We start from the raw sequence: 16,311 nt of genomic DNA, 5'->3' as shown, positions 1-16,311 counted from the left end.
TCCACACGCGACACCGGGTACGGCCGAACAAAAACCAGGCAGCCCCGCGATCCGTCCGGCGGCGAGAACAAACAGACTTCGGCCGGGAGCGGGACTGCAATCATGACCATGCTGCGTTCGTGGGGTGCGATTCTTTCGTTGCTGGCGCTCGTCGCATGCGCGAGCCTGCCGCCGCAGGCCGATCGCGCGCCGACGCACGCGTACACCGATACGGACAACACACGGCTGGGCGTCGCGTTCCAGCAGCAAGCCAGCGCCCATCCCGGGCAGGACGCGTTTCACCTGCTGACCGATCCGGTCGACGCGCTGGATGCGCGCGTGTTGCTCGCCGATCGCGCGGACCGTTCGCTCGACCTTCAGTACTACATCTGGCACGACGACCTGACCGGGCACGAACTGGCCGACGCGATCATTCGCGCGGCGGATCGCGGCGTCCGCGTGCGTGCGCTGCTCGACGATCTCGGCACGAACGCGGACGACCGCAAGCTGCTCGAGATCAGTTCACACCCGAACATCGAGATCCGGCTGTTCAATCCGGTCGCCACGCGGCGGTTCAAGAAGATCGGCACGGTGTTCGAGTTCGCGCGCGTCAACCGGCGCATGCACAACAAGGCGATGATCGCGGACAACCAGGCGGCGATCGTCGGCGGCCGCAATATCGGCGACGAGTATTTCGGCGCATCGTCGATGCTGGAGTTCGGCGATCTCGATGTCGTCGTCCACGGCCCGGTCGTGAAGGACATCTCGACCGAATTCGACACGTTCTGGAATTCCCCGTACGCGTATCCGATCAGCGCGCTGGTCGGGCACGAGGCGGCACCGGGCGGGCTGGACCGCGAGCGCGAACGGTTGCGCGACTACCTGAGGGCCATGGAGGACAATCCGTACGTGCTCGAGGCCAGGCAGCGGCTCGACCGGATCGTTCACGGGCAGGGCACGGAACTGTCGTGGGGGCGCGCAACGGTGCTGTACGACGATCCGTCGAAGATCGCGCACGCGCCGAAGGACAGCGACGGGCATTTGATGCCGCAACTGCGGGCGCTCGCGTTGCAGCCCGAACATGACCTGCTGATCGTGTCGCCGTATTTCGTGCCGGGCAAGGATGTCGTCGAGCGGCTGCGCGCGCTCACGGCGCGCGGCGTGCGCGTCACGGTGCTGACCAACTCGCTCGCGTCGACCGACGTGGCGGCCGTGCATGCGGGCTACCGGCATTACCGGAGCGATCTCGTGGCAGCCGGCGTGCGGCTTTACGAACGGCGGCCGTCGGGCGACAAGAGCATCTCGAAGCAGGTCATCATCGGATCGTCGCGTGCGTCGCTGCATGCGAAGACCTACGTGTTCGACCACAAGAGCATTTTCATCGGTTCGATGAATCTCGATCCGCGTTCGCTGAACCTCAATACGGAGATCGGCGTTTACTGCGAGAGCCCGGCGATTGCGTCGCAGGTGGCGAACGATCTGGAGGCGCGGCTCGATCGAATCGCGTGGCGCGTCGAGCCGAGGACCGATCCGGCAGGCAACGGGCAGCTCAAGTGGATTCAGACCGATTCGGACGGGAAGGTCACCGAGCTCGATCACGAACCGGAAGTGTCGGCCGGGCGGCGGATGGAAGTCTGGTTTCTCGGGCTGTTTCCGCTGGAATCGCAACTGTGAGCGAGGATGCCGCGTGTGACGCTCAGTCACGCGTGCGGCTCTGCTCGTCGATGACGGCTGCGAGCTGCATCGTCGCGGTCTCGATCGTCGCATCGCTCAGCCCGGAGTATCCCAGCACGAAGCCGTTGTACGGCCGGCCGTCGCCGACCCGGTAGCTGCTCAGCGGCTGAAGCAGCAGGCCACGCGAGGCTGCGGCGCGGGCGACGTCGGTATCGCGCAGCGGAAGCGCGAGATCCGCCGACAGATGCATGCCGCCCGGGCTTTCCCGAACGCACAGCGCGGTGCCGAGGTGGCGGGCGAGTGACGTTTCCAGGTTGTTCCGCCGCTCGGCATACAGCGTCCTCATCCTGCGCAGGTGCCGCGCAAAGAGGCCGGTGTCGATGAACTCGGCCATCGCGAGTTGATCGGCCGGGTGGCCGCGATGAACGAGTTCGCGCAGCGTTCGGGTGAAGCGGTCGACCAGAACCGGCGGAACCACCATGAAGCCGAGCCGAAGGGCGGGAAACATCGTCTTGCTGAAGGTGCCGAGATAGCAGACCGGTGCGTCGGCATGCAGGCCCTGGATCGCGGGCAGCGGCTCGCCGTCGTGGCGGAACTCGCTGTCGTAGTCGTCCTCGATGATCCACGCACCGCACGCACGTGCGTGCTCGACGAGCGCCGCTCGTCGCCGGGGGCTCATCAGCGCGCCGAGCGGGTATTGATGCGACGGCGTCGTATAGATCAGCCGGGGTGGCCGGGTGCGCCACTGTTCGTCGGTGGGCGCCATCCCTTCGTGGTCGACCTCGATCGGCACGAGATCGAGGCCGGTCGAGCGGAATGCGGTACGGGCGCCGTTGTAGCAGGGGTTCTCGAGCCAGCTGGGTTCGCCGGGATTCGCCAGCATGCGCGCGCACAGTTCGAGGCTGCCTTGCGTGCCGTCGGTGATGAATACCTGGCCTGTTTCGCAGCGCACGCCTCGCGAGACGCGAATATAGGCCGCCACGGCACGCCGCAATTCGGGCAGCCCTTCGACCGGACCGTATGCGAGCTGCGCGGGCTTGATGACTTTCCATGCACGCTCGATGCAACGGCGCCATTGGGCAACGGGGAATTCGTCGAGCGACGGAAGACCGGGAACGAACGGCAGCATGCGTTCGGGTTCGGGATCGGCGTTCTCCAGCCCGTGCACGCGCTCGGACAAGCGAACCGTGGCCGGCCCGCTCTCGAGCCCGGCGCTCGAACGGCCGCATCCGTCCCAGCGCGTGATCGTACCGTTGCGCGTGGCCGACACGAAGCCTTCCTCGGCAAGGCGCTCGTACGCATAGACCGCCGAATTGCGCGCGATGCCCAACTCGGCCGCGAGCACGCGGGTCGACACGAGCCTTGTGCCGGACGGGATATGCCCGTCCAGCAGCATGTTGCGCAGGCTCCGGTAGAGGGCCTCCTGCTGGCTGTGGCGTGTCGTGCCGTCCTGTCTGGAAAGCGATGAGCGGAGCAGCGCGAGATCCATGGGTTGGTTCCAGAATTTTTCGGTGAGCTGGTTCTTTTGAAGATTCGGCGCGCATCATATCGTTCACGTTCTCGCGGTGCCGGCCGGTGCGCGGGGCCTTCCGGCGATCGTCCCCGATTGCGGCACGCGCGTATTTTGATCGATTTGAAGCGCGACTGTCGACGGGGCGATCGATCGGTCGTTCAGGCGTGGAAGTCGCACGCGTTCAATTCGATTAACTTCGCAGTACAAATATATTCCGTGCGGATCATCGAGCCTTGCCGGAACGCGGGCCGCTCGATGTGCGCAAGGGCGCGCGAACAGGAAAACGAAACATGAAAGACCAGACCGTCATCGCTTCCACACCCCGCACCACCATTCGCCGCCTGCCGGAATTGGCGAATCGCGATCGCACGACGCTTCATCGCATCGTGGACGAAGCCTACGTCTGCCACATCGCGTTCGGTGCAGGCGACGACACGCATTGCATCCCGACCGCGCACTGGAGACGGGGCGATGACCTCTATATTCACGGGTCCAACGGTAGCCGGATGATCAAGGCGCTGTCGGCGGGCGCGCCGGCCTCCGTCGCGATTACGTTGCTGGACGGGCTCGTGCTGGCCAGGTCGGCCTTCAACCATTCGATGAATTATCGATCCGCGGTGATCTACGGGCGGTTCGACGTCGTGGCGGGTCGTGACGACAAGCTGGCGGCACTGGATGCGTTGATGGACAAGATCGCACCCGGTCGCAAGCATGACGCGCGGCCCGGCAACGAGAAGGAAATCAATGCGACCAGCGTGCTGCGGATTGCGCTCGCGGAAGCGGCGGTGAAAGTCAGCGATTCGCTGCCTTCCGACAAGGATGAAGATCTCGCGCTTGCTGTCTGGACGGGAGTCCTGCCGCTGAAGACGACGCGCGGCGCACCGGTTCATGCCGACGGCAACATGCCGGCGCCGGACTACGTCCGGAACTGGGCCGAGTGAGTTGTGCGGCAAGGCCGCGCGGTTTCGCGGAAGGCGGCGGGGTACGGCGTCGGGGGCGTGCTCGCGTCGCGTGGCGGCACGACGCGCGTTTCGCCGGCAGGCAGCGTGAATACCGCGCTGCCGTGACGGGGTGCGTTTCACTCGGTGCGATGCTCATGCAAGGGTAACGAACATGAAAGTTGCGTGAGCAACTATTTCAAGGTCGGCTAGTGCGTCGTCGCACCGGATGCTGCCCTGCGAGATCGCGCGGAACGCAAAAAAACCGCGACGGCCTGGCAGCCCTCGGGGGTTATTTGAACGACCACATCCGGTTCCAGACGTGCGCTCCGGAGCGCACGCGGAACCGGTGCAGTCAACGGTTCATCAGCGCGCGAAATCCGGCGTGCTCTGGATGAACGCGTTCAGCTTCGAGATGTTCACGCTGCCGAAACCCGTCGTCGCGTCCCAGCCGGCCTTCGCCTTGTAGCCGTAGGTGCCGCTGCCGTTGTTGCCGGACGTGACATCGTGCAGCAGCGCCGCGTTGCTCGGGAAGTACTTGTAGAGGCTCGATGCGGGGAACCCGAGCGCATTGTTGTTCGCGGACTGCAGCCGCGCCCAGATGCCCGTGAAGATCGGCGCGGCGAGGCTCGTGCCGCCTTCGTTGTTCAGGTAGCCCGAGCCCCACAGCGTGTCGGACGTCTGGCCGTTCACGACGAGTATCGCGCCGGTGCGCAGGTCGGCATCGAAGCCGACGTCGGGCAGTGCGCGCTTGGTCGATCCCGTGAGGCTCGACGATTGCCACGACGGCGCGGCTTCGTACTTGCTGTACCCGCCGCCCGTCGACCACACGGTGCCCGGCTGCCAGCTCGGATCGTTCCAGACGATCTCGCTGTTGTAAGCGTTGGTCGACGTATTGGTGAACAGCGTCGTGCCGCCCACTGCGATCACGTACGGCGACGTTGCCGGCTCGCTCACCGTGTAGGTCGAGCGCGACGGCGTGCCGCCCGCGCATTCGTATGCGCCGTGGTCGCCGGCGGATACCGAGAAGGTTTGCCCCTGCGCGATCGCCTGCTTGAAGATGGTGTCGTCGGTTGCCTGCGAGCCGGTGCTGTTCGCGGACGATTCGCACACGCCGAGCGACACGTTGATTACCTTCGCGACGTTGTCGGTCACGGCCTTGTTGTACGCGGCGGTGATCGCCGTGAGCGTCATCGACGGTGCGACGTAGAACACGACCTGCTTCACGCTGCCGCCGGCCGCGCCGACGATCGACTGGCTGTCGAGGTTCCATTCGACGGTGCCGTCGGTGTCGGTGTACGAACTGCCGGACGGGCCCGTCTTCACGATGCTGCTGCTGATCGTGCCGAGGCCGTTGTTTGCGGCGAACGTGTTGAGGTCGCTCACGGTCTGCGACAGGTCGCCTTCGGAGATGATGCCGACGGTGGTCTGCGAGGCCGTCGGCGTACCGTTGCCGCCGTAGATCGACGAGAACTCGGTCGGGTTGTGCGGCACCGCCGATGCGCCGGCCGGAATCGTCAGGTTGCTGGTGTTGCCTTGCGGCTTGCTGCCCGCGCCCGTGTGCATCAGTTCGACGTTCTGCAGGCCCAGCACCGCGCCCACGACGCCGCCGATCGCGTTCGGCACCTGCGCGGCGTCGGTATTCGCATAGACGCTGCGGCCGTTGCGCGTGAAGCGCTTGAGCGTCGTGCGGAACGCGGACTTGATGGTCGCTGCGGTGCCGGACGCGGACACCAGCAGGCGGTTCGGTGCGACCACGATGTTCACGAAGCCTTCCTTGCGCAGGTGCGCGACGACCGAGGCGACCTGCTGGTCGGTCGGTGCATATTGCGCGGCGAACTGCGCCGGTGTGAGGAACTGCCGGTAGTGCGGCGAGCCGGGCGTATGCAGGTCGTGCAGGTATTGGTCGAGCTGTGCTTCGTTGCGCAGGTTCAGTCCGAGCACGATGTCCACCGATTCGCCAGGCGCCATCTCGATGGCTGCCGTGGCAGCGGCGGCCGTGCTGGCGGCAGGCGCGCCGGCCGTACCGGCTTCGCTCTGCTGCACGAGCGGCAGGAAGCCCTTGGTGCGCGTTTCCGTCCAGCCGGCCGCGGGCGCGGCATGGACGGTCGCGATGCCGAACGATGCGGCTGCCGCGGCGGCGAAGGCGAGCTTGACGAAGCGATTGTGCTTTTGATTCTTGTCTGCAACCTGATTCATTTGAATTACCCCTCCGGTTGAACATCGAACGGCACGAACAACAACGGTCGACAGCGGTGCGGATCGTGCACCGCCGATTTCTGTCGCATGCGTGCGGATGGCACGGACGCGACAGGGCCTTTCGCCCGATCCGGAAAGGTGTTGTTTCTCCGGGGGCGAAATTCGGAAAATGCGGTAGCGAGAGGGCTGCGTCGCGATACGGCGCAGTCGCGCGGACTGGGCGCGGGCGGGATTGCTAGAGCAACAGTTTCGTTGTCCTGCTCATTTGATTCGATCCTTCGGCCCGCTGCCGGATGGCAGTCGTCCAATGAAATGCATCGGGATGTCGCATGGCCGGCGCGCGAACGATACGGCCGGCGGCTGGCACTTCGGTGCGGCGGAAACGAAAAAAACGTGGAGCGGAAGCGATTGCGCAGTGAGCAATTTGTCAGATTGCTTGCATCGGACGGTATCAAGAACGAAAGCGGCGTGTCAAACTTTTTTTGGTTATATGAAACAAATTTAAAGCGAATAAATGCAATGTTTTTGAAAATATTGGCAGTAATTTGTAATATTCGGCGCCAACGAAGAAAGTAATGCTGAATGCGGTTCGCCGATCGTTTCCGGTTCGATGCGTAATTGGCGCGACTGCGTCGACCGTGTTCGAGGCGCGACTCGAATCACCGAGGCGAGATATCGAAGCCGAGCTCGGCAGTGAATGGGTCGCGCCTTTCGTCGACCGGTACGGAATCGGGCAGCCCGATCCGGGCCGGATCGCGTTCTCTTTCTACCGGCTGCTCGACGAGTTTTTCTGATTCATCGGGTGGTCACGGGCGGCGCGCGAAACGGTTTTTCTGTCCCGCGCGTCGCCGTGGTCGATGCGGTTGCAGCCGCGACAAACCCGGCCGCACGGCACCGCTCGACTCACCGTCAACCCGCGCCCGTCTGCCACCCGAGCCCGAGGCTCTTCTGCACCGACACGTAGTCCTTGATCAGTTCGGCCTGCCCGGCAATCACGTTCTGTTGCGCGGAAAGCGCTTCGCGCTGCGTATCGAGCAGGTCGATCATCGATGCGACGCCCGCGCGATAGCGTTCATCCATCAGCGATCGCGAATGCACGGCGGAGGTTTGAACCCTGGTGAGCGCAACGACATGCTCGCGCTGGTGCCCGTAGCGCTGCAATGCCGTATTGGCATCCTGCAACGCACCGAGCACCGCCTTCTGATAGTTCGCTTCCGCTTCGTCGCGCGATGCTTCGGCCGCGCGCACCGCGCCACGCGTGCGCCCGAAGTCGAGAATGTTCCATTGCAGATACGGCGCGCCGACCCACGTGAAGTTCTGCTTGCGGAGCAGGTGGCCCGGGTCCGTCGCGCTGAAGCCGAGATCGCCGAGCAGCGTCACCTTCGGGAAGTAATCGGCGACATGCTCGCCGATCTGCGCATTGCTCGATGCGAGCCGGCGCTCGGCCGCGCGAATGTCGGGGCGCTGCTTCAGCAGCGTGGCCGGATCGCCGATCGCGACGCTGCCGGGCAGCGTCGGCAGCGGGGCGGCCGGTGTCGTCAGCGCCGCGTCGAGCGCACCCGGCGCGCGCCCCGTCAGGATCGCGAGCCGGTCGAGCGATTCCGTCACCTGCGCGTCGAGCGGGATCAGCGAGGCTCGCGTGTTCTCGACCTGTGTCGTCAGGCGTTCGATGTCGGCATCGGCCGCGACGCCGCGCGCGCGGCGCTGCTGCGTGAGTTCAAGCATCTTCTGTTGCAACTCGGCGGTGCGTCGCGACAGCGCAAGCCGCTGCTGCTGATCGCGGAGGTCGACATACGCGTTCGCGACTTCTGCCGCGATCGACACCTGCGTGTCGGCGAGATCGGCGTCGACTGCTTCCGCTTGCGCGGACGCGGCTTCGACCGCCCGGCGCGTACCGCCGAACAGGTCGATTTCCCAGGTTGCGTCGAAGCCTGCCGAATAGAGCTGCAGCGGACCCGAGCCGCCCAGCGACGGCGATGCACTGCCCGACTGGTTCGAGCCGTTCGACGGCAGCAGCGAACCGAGCGCGCCGACGTCCGGCTCGCGCATGCGGATGGCGGCGACGGTGGCGGACGATTTCGGCAACTGCGCCGCGCGCTGTTGCGAGAGCTGCGCGCGCGATGCGCGCAAGCGTGCCTGCGCAGCGTGCAGATCGGGGTTGTACGCGAGCGCCGCAGTGATCAGGTCGTCGAGCTGGCGATCGTTGAGCGCGTGCCACCACGCGCTCGGCGCGGGCGCGGCGGTGTCGACACCGGAGGCCGGCGCGCGCACGAAGATCGGCGCATCCGGTGTGGCGGGCGCGCCGCGGTAGTCGGGGCCGACCGTGCAGCCGGCGAGCAGGCACGCGGCCGCACACAGCGTGAGCACGGGGCGGCGGGGCAGGAAGAAGGGTTTCATCGCGTAAGACGGTTCAGTGGCCGGACGACATCGGCTGCGGCCCGCGCGGCGTTCTCAGCAGCAGCGCGAGCGGCACGCAGGCGAGCAGTGCAAGGCCCAGCAGATAGAAGGTTTCGGAATAGGTCATCACGACGGCCTGGACCTGGATCTGCTGCGCCAGCTGTCCGAGCGCGCGCATGTTCGAATACGCGAGATCGCCGGTGTGTGCGAACCAGTTGGCCGCGTAGGCCGACAGCCGGTCCTGCCCGATCAGCGAGTTCGCCGTCACCGATTCGCGCAGCGCGGCCGTATGGAAGGTCGTGCGCCGGTCGATCACGGTGCCGATGATCGCGAGCCCGATCGAGCCGCCGAGGTTGCGTGCCATGTTGTAGAGCCCGGCTGCATCGCCGGAGTCTTCGCGTGCGACGGCCGCCATCGATGCCTGGTTGAGCGGCATCATCGCGAGCATCTGCGCGACGCCGCGAATCAGTTGCGACCAGACGAAGTCGTGGCCGACGCTCTGCGCGGTCAGGCTGATGTCGAGCATGCAGCTCAGGCAGAACAGCAGCAGCCCGGAGATCACGAGAATGCGGAAATCGACCTTGCCGAGCAGGCGCGGCAGGATCGGCATCACGAGAAAGGCCGGCAGCCCCGACAGCAGCATGATTGCGCCCGCCTGTTCCGCGTTGTAGCCGGCGACGATCGCGAGGAACTGCGGCAGCAGGTAGGACACGCCGTACAGGCCAGCACCGACCGCGGACACGATCACGATCACGCTCGCGTAGCGCGGGTTGCGCATCAGCGACAGCCGCATGATCGGCCGCTTCGCGAAGCGTTGCGACAGCGCGATCAGGATCATCCCGGCGAGCGACACCAGGCTCAACGTGACGATCATCTGCGATTCGAACCAGCGTTCGCGCTGGCCTTCCTCGAGCACGACGGTGAGCGAGCTCAGCCCGATCGCGAGGCCGGCGATCCCGAGCCAGTCGGCGTTGAAGAACGTGCTCCATTGCGGACGGTCGGACGGCAGCCCGAACCACAGCAGCCCCATCAACAGCACGCACACCGGCAGGTTCAGGAAAAAGCACCAGCTCCAGTTCACGTTTTCCGCGAGCCAGCCGCCGAGCACCGGGCCGAACAGCGGCCCGAGCAGCACGATCAGGCCGAACAGCGTCATGCCGACCGGCAACTGAGACAGCGGCAGCCGCGTGCGGATGATGGTCTGCGCGGTCGGGATCAGCGCGCCGCCGGTGAAGCCCTGGCCGATCCGGCCGGCGATCATCATCGGCAGCGAATGCGACCAGCCGCACATCATCGAGAACGCGATGAACAGCGCGGAATTCGTCAGCAGGAAATTGCGCAGCCCGAACACGCGCGTGAGCCACGCGGCGAGCGGGATCATCACGATCTCCGACATCAGGTAGCCGGTCGAGATCCACGTGCCTTCGGTGCCGGTCGCGCCGATTTCACCCTGGATCTGCGGCAGCGCGGAATTCGTGATCGAGATGTCGAGCGTCGCCATCAGCGCGCCGAGCGCGCCGGCCGCGACCGCGATCCAGTCGGTCACGCTCGCACGGCCTTCATGCGGCGGCGCGGGCATCGTGGCGGACGGTTCAGCCATGATGCGACTCGTCGCGGGCCGAGCGTGTATCGACGTCGACCGTCACCGACAACCCCGGCAGCAGCATGCGCTGCGCGCGGGCGTTCGCGGCGAGGCGGATGCGCACCGGCACGCGCTGGACGATCTTCGTGAAGTTGCCGGTCGCATTCTCGGGCGGCAGGAGGGCGAACTGCGCACCGGTGCCGGGTGCGAAGCTGTCGACGACGCCGGACAGCGCACCGTCCGGCAATGCGTCGACATGCAGTTCGACCGGCTGGCCGATACGCATGTTGCCGATCTGCGTTTCCTTGAAGTTCGCGACGAGGTAGATCGAATCGACGGGCACCACGGTCAGCAGGCGCGTGCCGGGCTGCACGTATTGACCGACGCGCACCGTGCGATCGCCGACGCGGCCGGCGAGAGTGCTGCGCACGATCGTGTTGTCGAGGTCGAGCTGCGCCTGTGCGGCACTGGCCTGCGCGGCTTCGAGCTGCGCGCGCGCCTGCTGGAGCTGGGCGGTGAACGACGCGATCTGCGTGCGTGCGGCCGCGATCGACGCAGTGTTCGCGGCGAGCGTCGCGACCGCCTGATCGCGCGTGCTCTTCAGGTCTGCCACACGTTCGTGCGTCTCCGCACCGGTCGCCGCGAGCGGCGCATAACGCGCGTATTCGTCGCCGGCGTGCTGCGCATTGATCCGCGACACCTTCGCCTGCGCGTCGGCCTGTTCGAGATTCGCGCGCTGCTGGCTGATGTCGGCCTCGGCGCGTGCGATATCCGCGCGGCGTGCATCGACGGTCGCAAGCGATTGCGCGAGCGCAACCTGGTACTGGCGGACGTCGAGTCGCACGAGCGGATCGCCGGCCTTCACGGCCTGGTTGTCGCGGACATACACATCGGTCACGTAGCCGGCGACCTTCGGCGCGGCAGTCATGCTGTCCGCCTGCAGGTACGCGTCGTTGGTACTTTCGATGAAACGGCCGACCGTCCACCAGCGGCCGAGCCAGACGGCGCCGCCGATCGCCGCGAGCACGGCGACGACGAGCAGGATGCGCCGTTTCGATCCGTTTCCGGATTTGCCTCCCGAGCCGCTGCCATTTCGCGGTGTTGTTCCGTTTTCCTGACGATCTGCTTGCTGTGGCGGGTCTTGCGGCGTCGACATTCCGGTGTCCAATTTATTCCAAGTGGAAGAATTATTCCAGTTGATAAAATTGTGTCAAGTAGAATATCGATCGATCGAATGACGGGGAAGGCATGAACGAAGCGAAGAAGCTGCGCCGGACGTCGGCGGGCGGCTACGCCCGCGGCGACGAAACGCGCCAGCGGATCATCGAGGCGGCGATCGAACTGTTCGGCGAGCGCGGGTTCGCGGGTGCATCGACACGCGAGATCGCCGCGATGGCCGGCGTGAACGCGCCGGCGCTCCAGTATTACTTCGAGAACAAGGAGGGCGTGTACCGCGCGTGCGTCGAGGCGATCGCGGAGAACGGCAGGGAAGTGTTCGCACCGTCGGTCGGCCATGCGAGGGCGATGCTCGATGCGGACGCGGACGTCGACGTGCTGATCGACGCGTTCATCGGGCTGCTGCGCGCGCTGTCGGACCGGATGTTCACCGCGCCGAAGACGATGAACCAGCGGATGTTCTTCGCACGCGAGCAAGGCGGCCAGGAGCCGGCGAGCGCGAGCGAGATCCTGATGAAGCGCATGCGCAAGCCGCTCAACGACGTGAGCGCCGAACTGATCGGCCGTATCTCGGGCCGGCCGGCCAACGATCCCGTCACCCGATTGCGCGCGCTGAGCCTGTTCGGGCAGATCACGGTGTTCCACATCGCGCAGCGTTCGGCGCTGCAGTTGCTCGAATGGGAGGCGTTCGAGGGCGAGCGCGCGGCATTGCTGATCGACACGATCGCCGACCAGACACGCGTGCTGCTCGAGCAATGGCATGCGCAGCGCGACGTATCGGCTGCCGATCCGGAAGCCGGCGCGAAGCGCGGGCAGGGCGCGGCGGCGAAACGTGCGGCCAAGGCGAAGGCGGGGGCATCGGCGCCCGCCGCGAAAAGCACGCGGCGCGTGAACAAGCCCGCCTCGCGTTGAGCGCGGGGCGGCATCGCCCCAGGCCGGTCAACCCGGCTTGCGCCCCGGTTCGGCGGGCGACGGCGGCCGGGCCGCCGGTTCTGCAGCATGGCCGTTGCCGCTGTTGTCACCGTCGCCGCCATTGCCGCCGTTTTCGCCTTCGGCGACAGGCCGCGATCCGTCCGCATAGGCGACGACGTTGCGCTGCGGATCGGCGATACGGATGCCGCGTTCGCGGAACGTCTCCGCGATCCGCCGGTTGAATTCACGCTGCACGCTCCAGCGCGTCGCGTCCGTGCATTGCATCTGTCCGGACAGCGCGAGTGCCGCGCCGTCGACCTGGTCGATCCCCCAGTAGCTGAAGTCCGACAGGATGCCGTCGCGGTATTTCGGATCGTCGCGCAACGCCGCGCCGATCTCCTTGAGCGTCGCGATCGCGCGATCGATATCCTCGCCGTAGGCAATACTGATCTTGACGGCGGCGTTGCCGAGCCCGCGATTCGTGTTGTTGACGGTCGTCACGGAGCTGAACGGAATCGTGTACAGCGACCCATCGCCCGCGCGCAGCCGCACGGTGCGGATCGACAGGTACTCGACCGTACCCGACACGCCGGCGAGCGTGACCCAGTCGCCGACCTGCATCGCGTTTTCCATCAGCAGGAAGATCCCGGTGATGAAATCCTGCACGAGCTTCTGCGAACCGAAGCCGAGCGCGACACCGAAGATGCTTGCGCCGGCAAGCAGCGGGCCGACGTTCACGCCGAGCTGGCTGAGGCCCGTCAGCACGACGACGAGCGCGATCATCACGAACAGCAGCGAGCGCAACATCGGCAGCAGCGTGCGCAGTCGCGCCGCGCGCACGAGATTGCCTTCGCGCGTCCACCGCTGCAGGCGGCGCTCGATCGCGATGTTCGCGGCTTCCCACACGAGGAGCGCGACGATGGCCGCGATCGCGATCGTCACCAGCGCCGACGCGAGGCGGTGGCCGATGGTGCCGGTTTCGAACGCGCGGAAGATCGGCACGCCCCAGATCTGCAGCAGCAACACGACGGTCACGATGCCGATCGCGCCCGACACGATCTGGCGCAGCAGCGGGTAGTAGCGGTACGCGTGCAGGTGGACGAGCGTGCGGTCTTCGTCGCGGCCCTGGAACAGCCGCGCGAGCGCGCCGAACACGACGATCGAGACCATCCGCATGCCGATCATCACGGCGATCGAGCGGCCGCCGAGCGTGATCAGCACGCGATAGCCGTTGTGGACGTCGAGCGCCCACACGAACCACAGCGCCATCACGATGAATACCGACACAGGGGCCCACGCGTCCGCGAGCGCATTCGCGACCATCTCGAAGGACGCACGGTCGTCGCCGGCCGCGCGAATCCGCGCGGCGACCGGCTGGCGGCACCGCAGGATCAGCGCCGACACCATCAGGTGCCCGACGAGCGCGACGGCTTTCAGCAGGGCGACATGACCGGCCTCGCTGAGGCCGAAGCTCGCGGCGATCTCGACAGCGGCCGTGCAGGCGCCGACCACGATCACGATCCGCGCGATCGAGCGTTGCGCGAAATCGGCCCACGCATCGCTGATGTGCAGCAACCGCAATTGCCGCGCATCGGGCTGGAAGAACAGCCGGCTGACGATCGTGACGAGCCGGCAGATCACGTAGATGTCGATCAGCGCTTCGAGCGCGGATTCGATCGGGGTGCCCGTCTCTCCGATCGCGGACATCGTCAGGCTCGCGACACCGACGAACACGAGCAGCGGCACGGCCCGCAACGCAAGGCTGACGAGCGCGCGCGGCATCCGGTGCAGCAGCGTGGTGTGGCGGCGTGCGTGGCCTCGGCCTGGTGACGACGCGGGGGCGGTGTCGGGTGCATTGGCGGGATCGGCGGCGTCGGGTTTGGCGGGGGTGTCCGGCGGCGCGTCGTCGTCATCGGGCGTGGCGGAGTCCGGCGCGGTGCGGCGCGACGTGTCGGCACGCCGTGCGGCCACCGCGGCCAGCGCGCGTCGCAACAGCCGCTTTGCCAACCATTCGACGAAGAGCGCGGGCACGAGCACGGCGACGATGATCCAGAACGCGTGCGCGAGATCCGCGCGCTCGTCGGCTCGCACCAGCCTGTCGTGCCACCAGCTTCCGACCGAGCCGACATCGAGCAGCGAGTGCAGCGACTCCTTCAGCGCGCCGCCGATTTCGGTGGCCCAGCGCGATCCCTGCCGGACGAGCATCGACGCGAGCCCGTTCGACGTGAGCGCGCCCGGGGCCGCGGCAGCCGATGCGCCGCTGGCCGCCGCCGCATTGCTTGCAACGACCGCGGGTGCGCTCAGCGCGCCGACGGCCGCGATCGCACGCAGCGTCGTTTCGACCTGCGCACGATCGCGGGGATTTTCGAGCACGTCGAGTGCCTGCCGAGCCTGTTGCGGCGTCAGCGCGGGCGCGGTGCCGGAAGCGGCCGACGCGGCGGCCGGGGCGGGAGCGGCCGCGTGAGCGGCCGTGACGACGGTGGCAAGCAGCCAGCCGAGGAGGATATGTCGCATGGAGTGGGCATGCGGGCGCGCATCGGCGCGCGGCCCGCCGGGCTGAACGATGGACGGGAAGTTAACATGATCGCGCCCGGAACCGAATAGTTCCGTCGACGATCATTCGAATCGGGCATGCACGACGCGGCACGGCCGTTCGCGGCGCGTTTCCGCAGTCATGTGGCTGACGCAGGGAGGGTGAGGCGACTCGATTGCCGGCGTGTCAGGCGCGCGTAATGCCCGCTTGCGGGCAACGGCGAGCGCCGCGCGCATCGCGCCGAATTCATCCGGAATCCTGCCAAATCACGCTTCCCCGTCGTGAAAAACCGGCAGGACGTGTTCCGCGATTTCTTCGATGACGTCGCGCACGGGTCGGTCGGAGCCCGGATTCAGCGTGACGTGATGCGTGCCTGCCGCGCGCATGTTCCGCAGGATGTCGATCAATGCGCGGCGTCCGGTTGCATAACCGAGCGGCAATGCGGTGGCCGGCGCATCGGGATCCGCGACGAGGTCGACGCGCATCGACACGCCGAACGCGCGAAAGGCCGGCGACGCGAGCCTTTCAACCGCCGCGCGCCACATCGAATAGCGTGCGCGTTGCGTGTCCGGATCGCGGTGATACGTCATCCAGCCGATCGAGTGACGCGCGATCCAGTCGACGCTTTGCCCGCCCGAGCCGACCGCCAGCATCGGCACCGCGTCGGCGCCGCGAGGCAGCAGCGTGAAGTCGGGCGCATCGGGCGGCGCCTCGTCGGGCAGCACGCGCGATGGCACGCCGAGCGCGGCCGCGACGACGTCCCAGTGCGCGCGGTACCGGTCGCGGCGCGTTTCCGCGTCGACACCGAACGCCGCATATTCGGGCGGCCGGTCGCCGGAGCCGAGCCCGAGGATGAAGCGTCCGCCCGACAGCGTCGCGACCGACAGCGCGCCTTTCGCGATATGCAGCGGATGGCGCAGCGGCAGCACGATCGCGCCGCTGGCGAGTGCAATCCGGCGCGTGCGTGACGCCAGTGCGCCGAGCAGGACCCACGGGTCGAGGTGGCCGACCGGGTCGGGATAGTCGGCGCTGTTCAGCGGCACGTCGCGAATCCACAGCGCGCGAAAGCCGAGCGTGTCGGCCAGCGCCGCGAGTTCGAGTTGCTCGTCGAAGTCGGCGACGACATGGCCGGTGCGAAGCAGCGGCAACGTGAGGCCGATCGACAGCTGCCCGGCCGAAAAGACGCGATGCGCGACGTGCCGCTGAACAGCGCCGACTATCCCGACCCGGTCGGCCACCTCGACCCGTGGGTCCTGCTCGGCGCACTGGCGTCACGCACGCGCCGGATTGCACTCGCCAGCGGCGCGATCGTGCTGCCGCTGCGCCATCCGCTGCATATCGCGAAAGGCGCGCTGTCGGTCGCGACGCTGTCGGGCGGACGCTTCATCCTCGGGCTCGGCTCCGGCGA

General features: G+C 66.9%; 10 protein-coding genes and 2 pseudogenes. 5 read left to right on the top strand and 7 right to left on the bottom strand.

The genetic code is table 11. The features are described 5' to 3' along the window. Positions 1-102: 102 nt before the first annotated feature. Positions 103-1,653, top strand: a complete 1,551-nt coding sequence (locus tag FOZ70_RS27240) for a phospholipase D family protein (RefSeq protein WP_042975839.1) — start codon at positions 103-105, stop codon at positions 1,651-1,653. Between the two features lie 22 nt (positions 1,654-1,675). Here the strand turns inward: FOZ70_RS27240 and FOZ70_RS27235 are convergent, their stop codons facing one another. Further along, complete coding sequence (locus FOZ70_RS27235; RefSeq protein WP_219707227.1) at positions 1,676-3,142, bottom strand: PLP-dependent aminotransferase family protein; 1,467 nt, start codon at positions 3,140-3,142, stop codon at positions 1,676-1,678. A gap of 314 nt (positions 3,143-3,456) precedes the next feature. Here FOZ70_RS27235 and FOZ70_RS27230 point away from each other — a divergent pair, with 314 nt between their 5' ends. After that, on the top strand, positions 3,457-4,107 hold the full coding sequence (locus FOZ70_RS27230; protein WP_219707226.1) for a pyridoxamine 5'-phosphate oxidase family protein: 651 nt from the start codon (positions 3,457-3,459) through the stop codon (positions 4,105-4,107). A 363-nt stretch (positions 4,108-4,470) separates the two neighbouring features. On the opposite strand, the gene FOZ70_RS27225 is transcribed toward FOZ70_RS27230, so the two are convergent. After that, complete coding sequence (locus FOZ70_RS27225; protein ID WP_021160862.1) at positions 4,471-6,303, bottom strand: S53 family peptidase; 1,833 nt, start codon at positions 6,301-6,303, stop codon at positions 4,471-4,473. Positions 6,304-6,971: 668 nt separating this feature from the next. On the opposite strand from FOZ70_RS27225, the pseudogene FOZ70_RS38225 reads away from it, so the two are divergent. Then, positions 6,972-7,097: pseudogene (locus tag FOZ70_RS38225) on the top strand (APH(3') family aminoglycoside O-phosphotransferase); the annotation flags it as partial. A gap of 115 nt (positions 7,098-7,212) precedes the next feature. Here FOZ70_RS38225 and FOZ70_RS27220 read toward each other — a convergent pair. The 3 genes from FOZ70_RS27220 to FOZ70_RS27210 are packed head-to-tail and all read right to left on the bottom strand — an operon-like array spanning position 7,213 to position 11,438. Further along, positions 7,213-8,700: an efflux transporter outer membrane subunit gene (locus FOZ70_RS27220; RefSeq protein WP_060050649.1), complete on the bottom strand. Its 1,488-nt coding sequence runs from the start codon at positions 8,698-8,700 to the stop codon at positions 7,213-7,215. A gap of 13 nt (positions 8,701-8,713) precedes the next feature. Further along, a complete protein-coding gene (locus FOZ70_RS27215) occupies positions 8,714-10,300 on the bottom strand; it encodes an MDR family MFS transporter (RefSeq protein ID WP_021160866.1) in 1,587 nt (528 codons plus the stop codon). Next, positions 10,293-11,438, bottom strand: a complete 1,146-nt coding sequence (locus FOZ70_RS27210; RefSeq protein ID WP_059674990.1) for an HlyD family secretion protein — start codon at positions 11,436-11,438, stop codon at positions 10,293-10,295. The genes FOZ70_RS27215 and FOZ70_RS27210 overlap by 8 nt, the downstream gene beginning before the upstream one ends. Positions 11,439-11,530: 92 nt before the next feature. Between FOZ70_RS27210 and FOZ70_RS27205 the strand changes: the two genes are divergently transcribed. Next, on the top strand, positions 11,531-12,370 hold the full coding sequence (locus FOZ70_RS27205; protein ID WP_059649092.1) for a CerR family C-terminal domain-containing protein: 840 nt from the start codon (positions 11,531-11,533) through the stop codon (positions 12,368-12,370). 27 nt (positions 12,371-12,397) lie between these two features. On the opposite strand, the gene FOZ70_RS27200 is transcribed toward FOZ70_RS27205, so the two are convergent. Together FOZ70_RS27200 and FOZ70_RS27195 are read right to left on the bottom strand one after the other, a co-directional pair. Continuing rightward, positions 12,398-14,884 (bottom strand): mechanosensitive ion channel domain-containing protein, encoded by a 2,487-nt coding sequence (locus tag FOZ70_RS27200; RefSeq protein WP_219707225.1) that lies wholly within the window; start codon positions 14,882-14,884, stop codon positions 12,398-12,400. Between the two features lie 285 nt (positions 14,885-15,169). Beyond that, positions 15,170-16,123 (bottom strand): LLM class oxidoreductase, encoded by a 954-nt coding sequence (locus tag FOZ70_RS27195; RefSeq protein WP_219707230.1) that lies wholly within the window; start codon positions 16,121-16,123, stop codon positions 15,170-15,172. On the opposite strand from FOZ70_RS27195, the pseudogene FOZ70_RS27190 reads away from it, so the two are divergent. Then, positions 16,091-16,311 (top strand): annotated as a pseudogene (locus FOZ70_RS27190) (LLM class flavin-dependent oxidoreductase); the annotation flags it as partial. The gene FOZ70_RS27195 and the pseudogene FOZ70_RS27190 overlap by 33 nt on opposite strands.

It is taken from the genome of Burkholderia sp. COPS (assembly GCF_019425585.1).
Taxonomy (GTDB): Bacteria; Pseudomonadota; Gammaproteobacteria; order Burkholderiales; family Burkholderiaceae; genus Burkholderia; species Burkholderia cepacia.
This window is presented reverse-complemented; position numbering and strand designations above follow the sequence as displayed.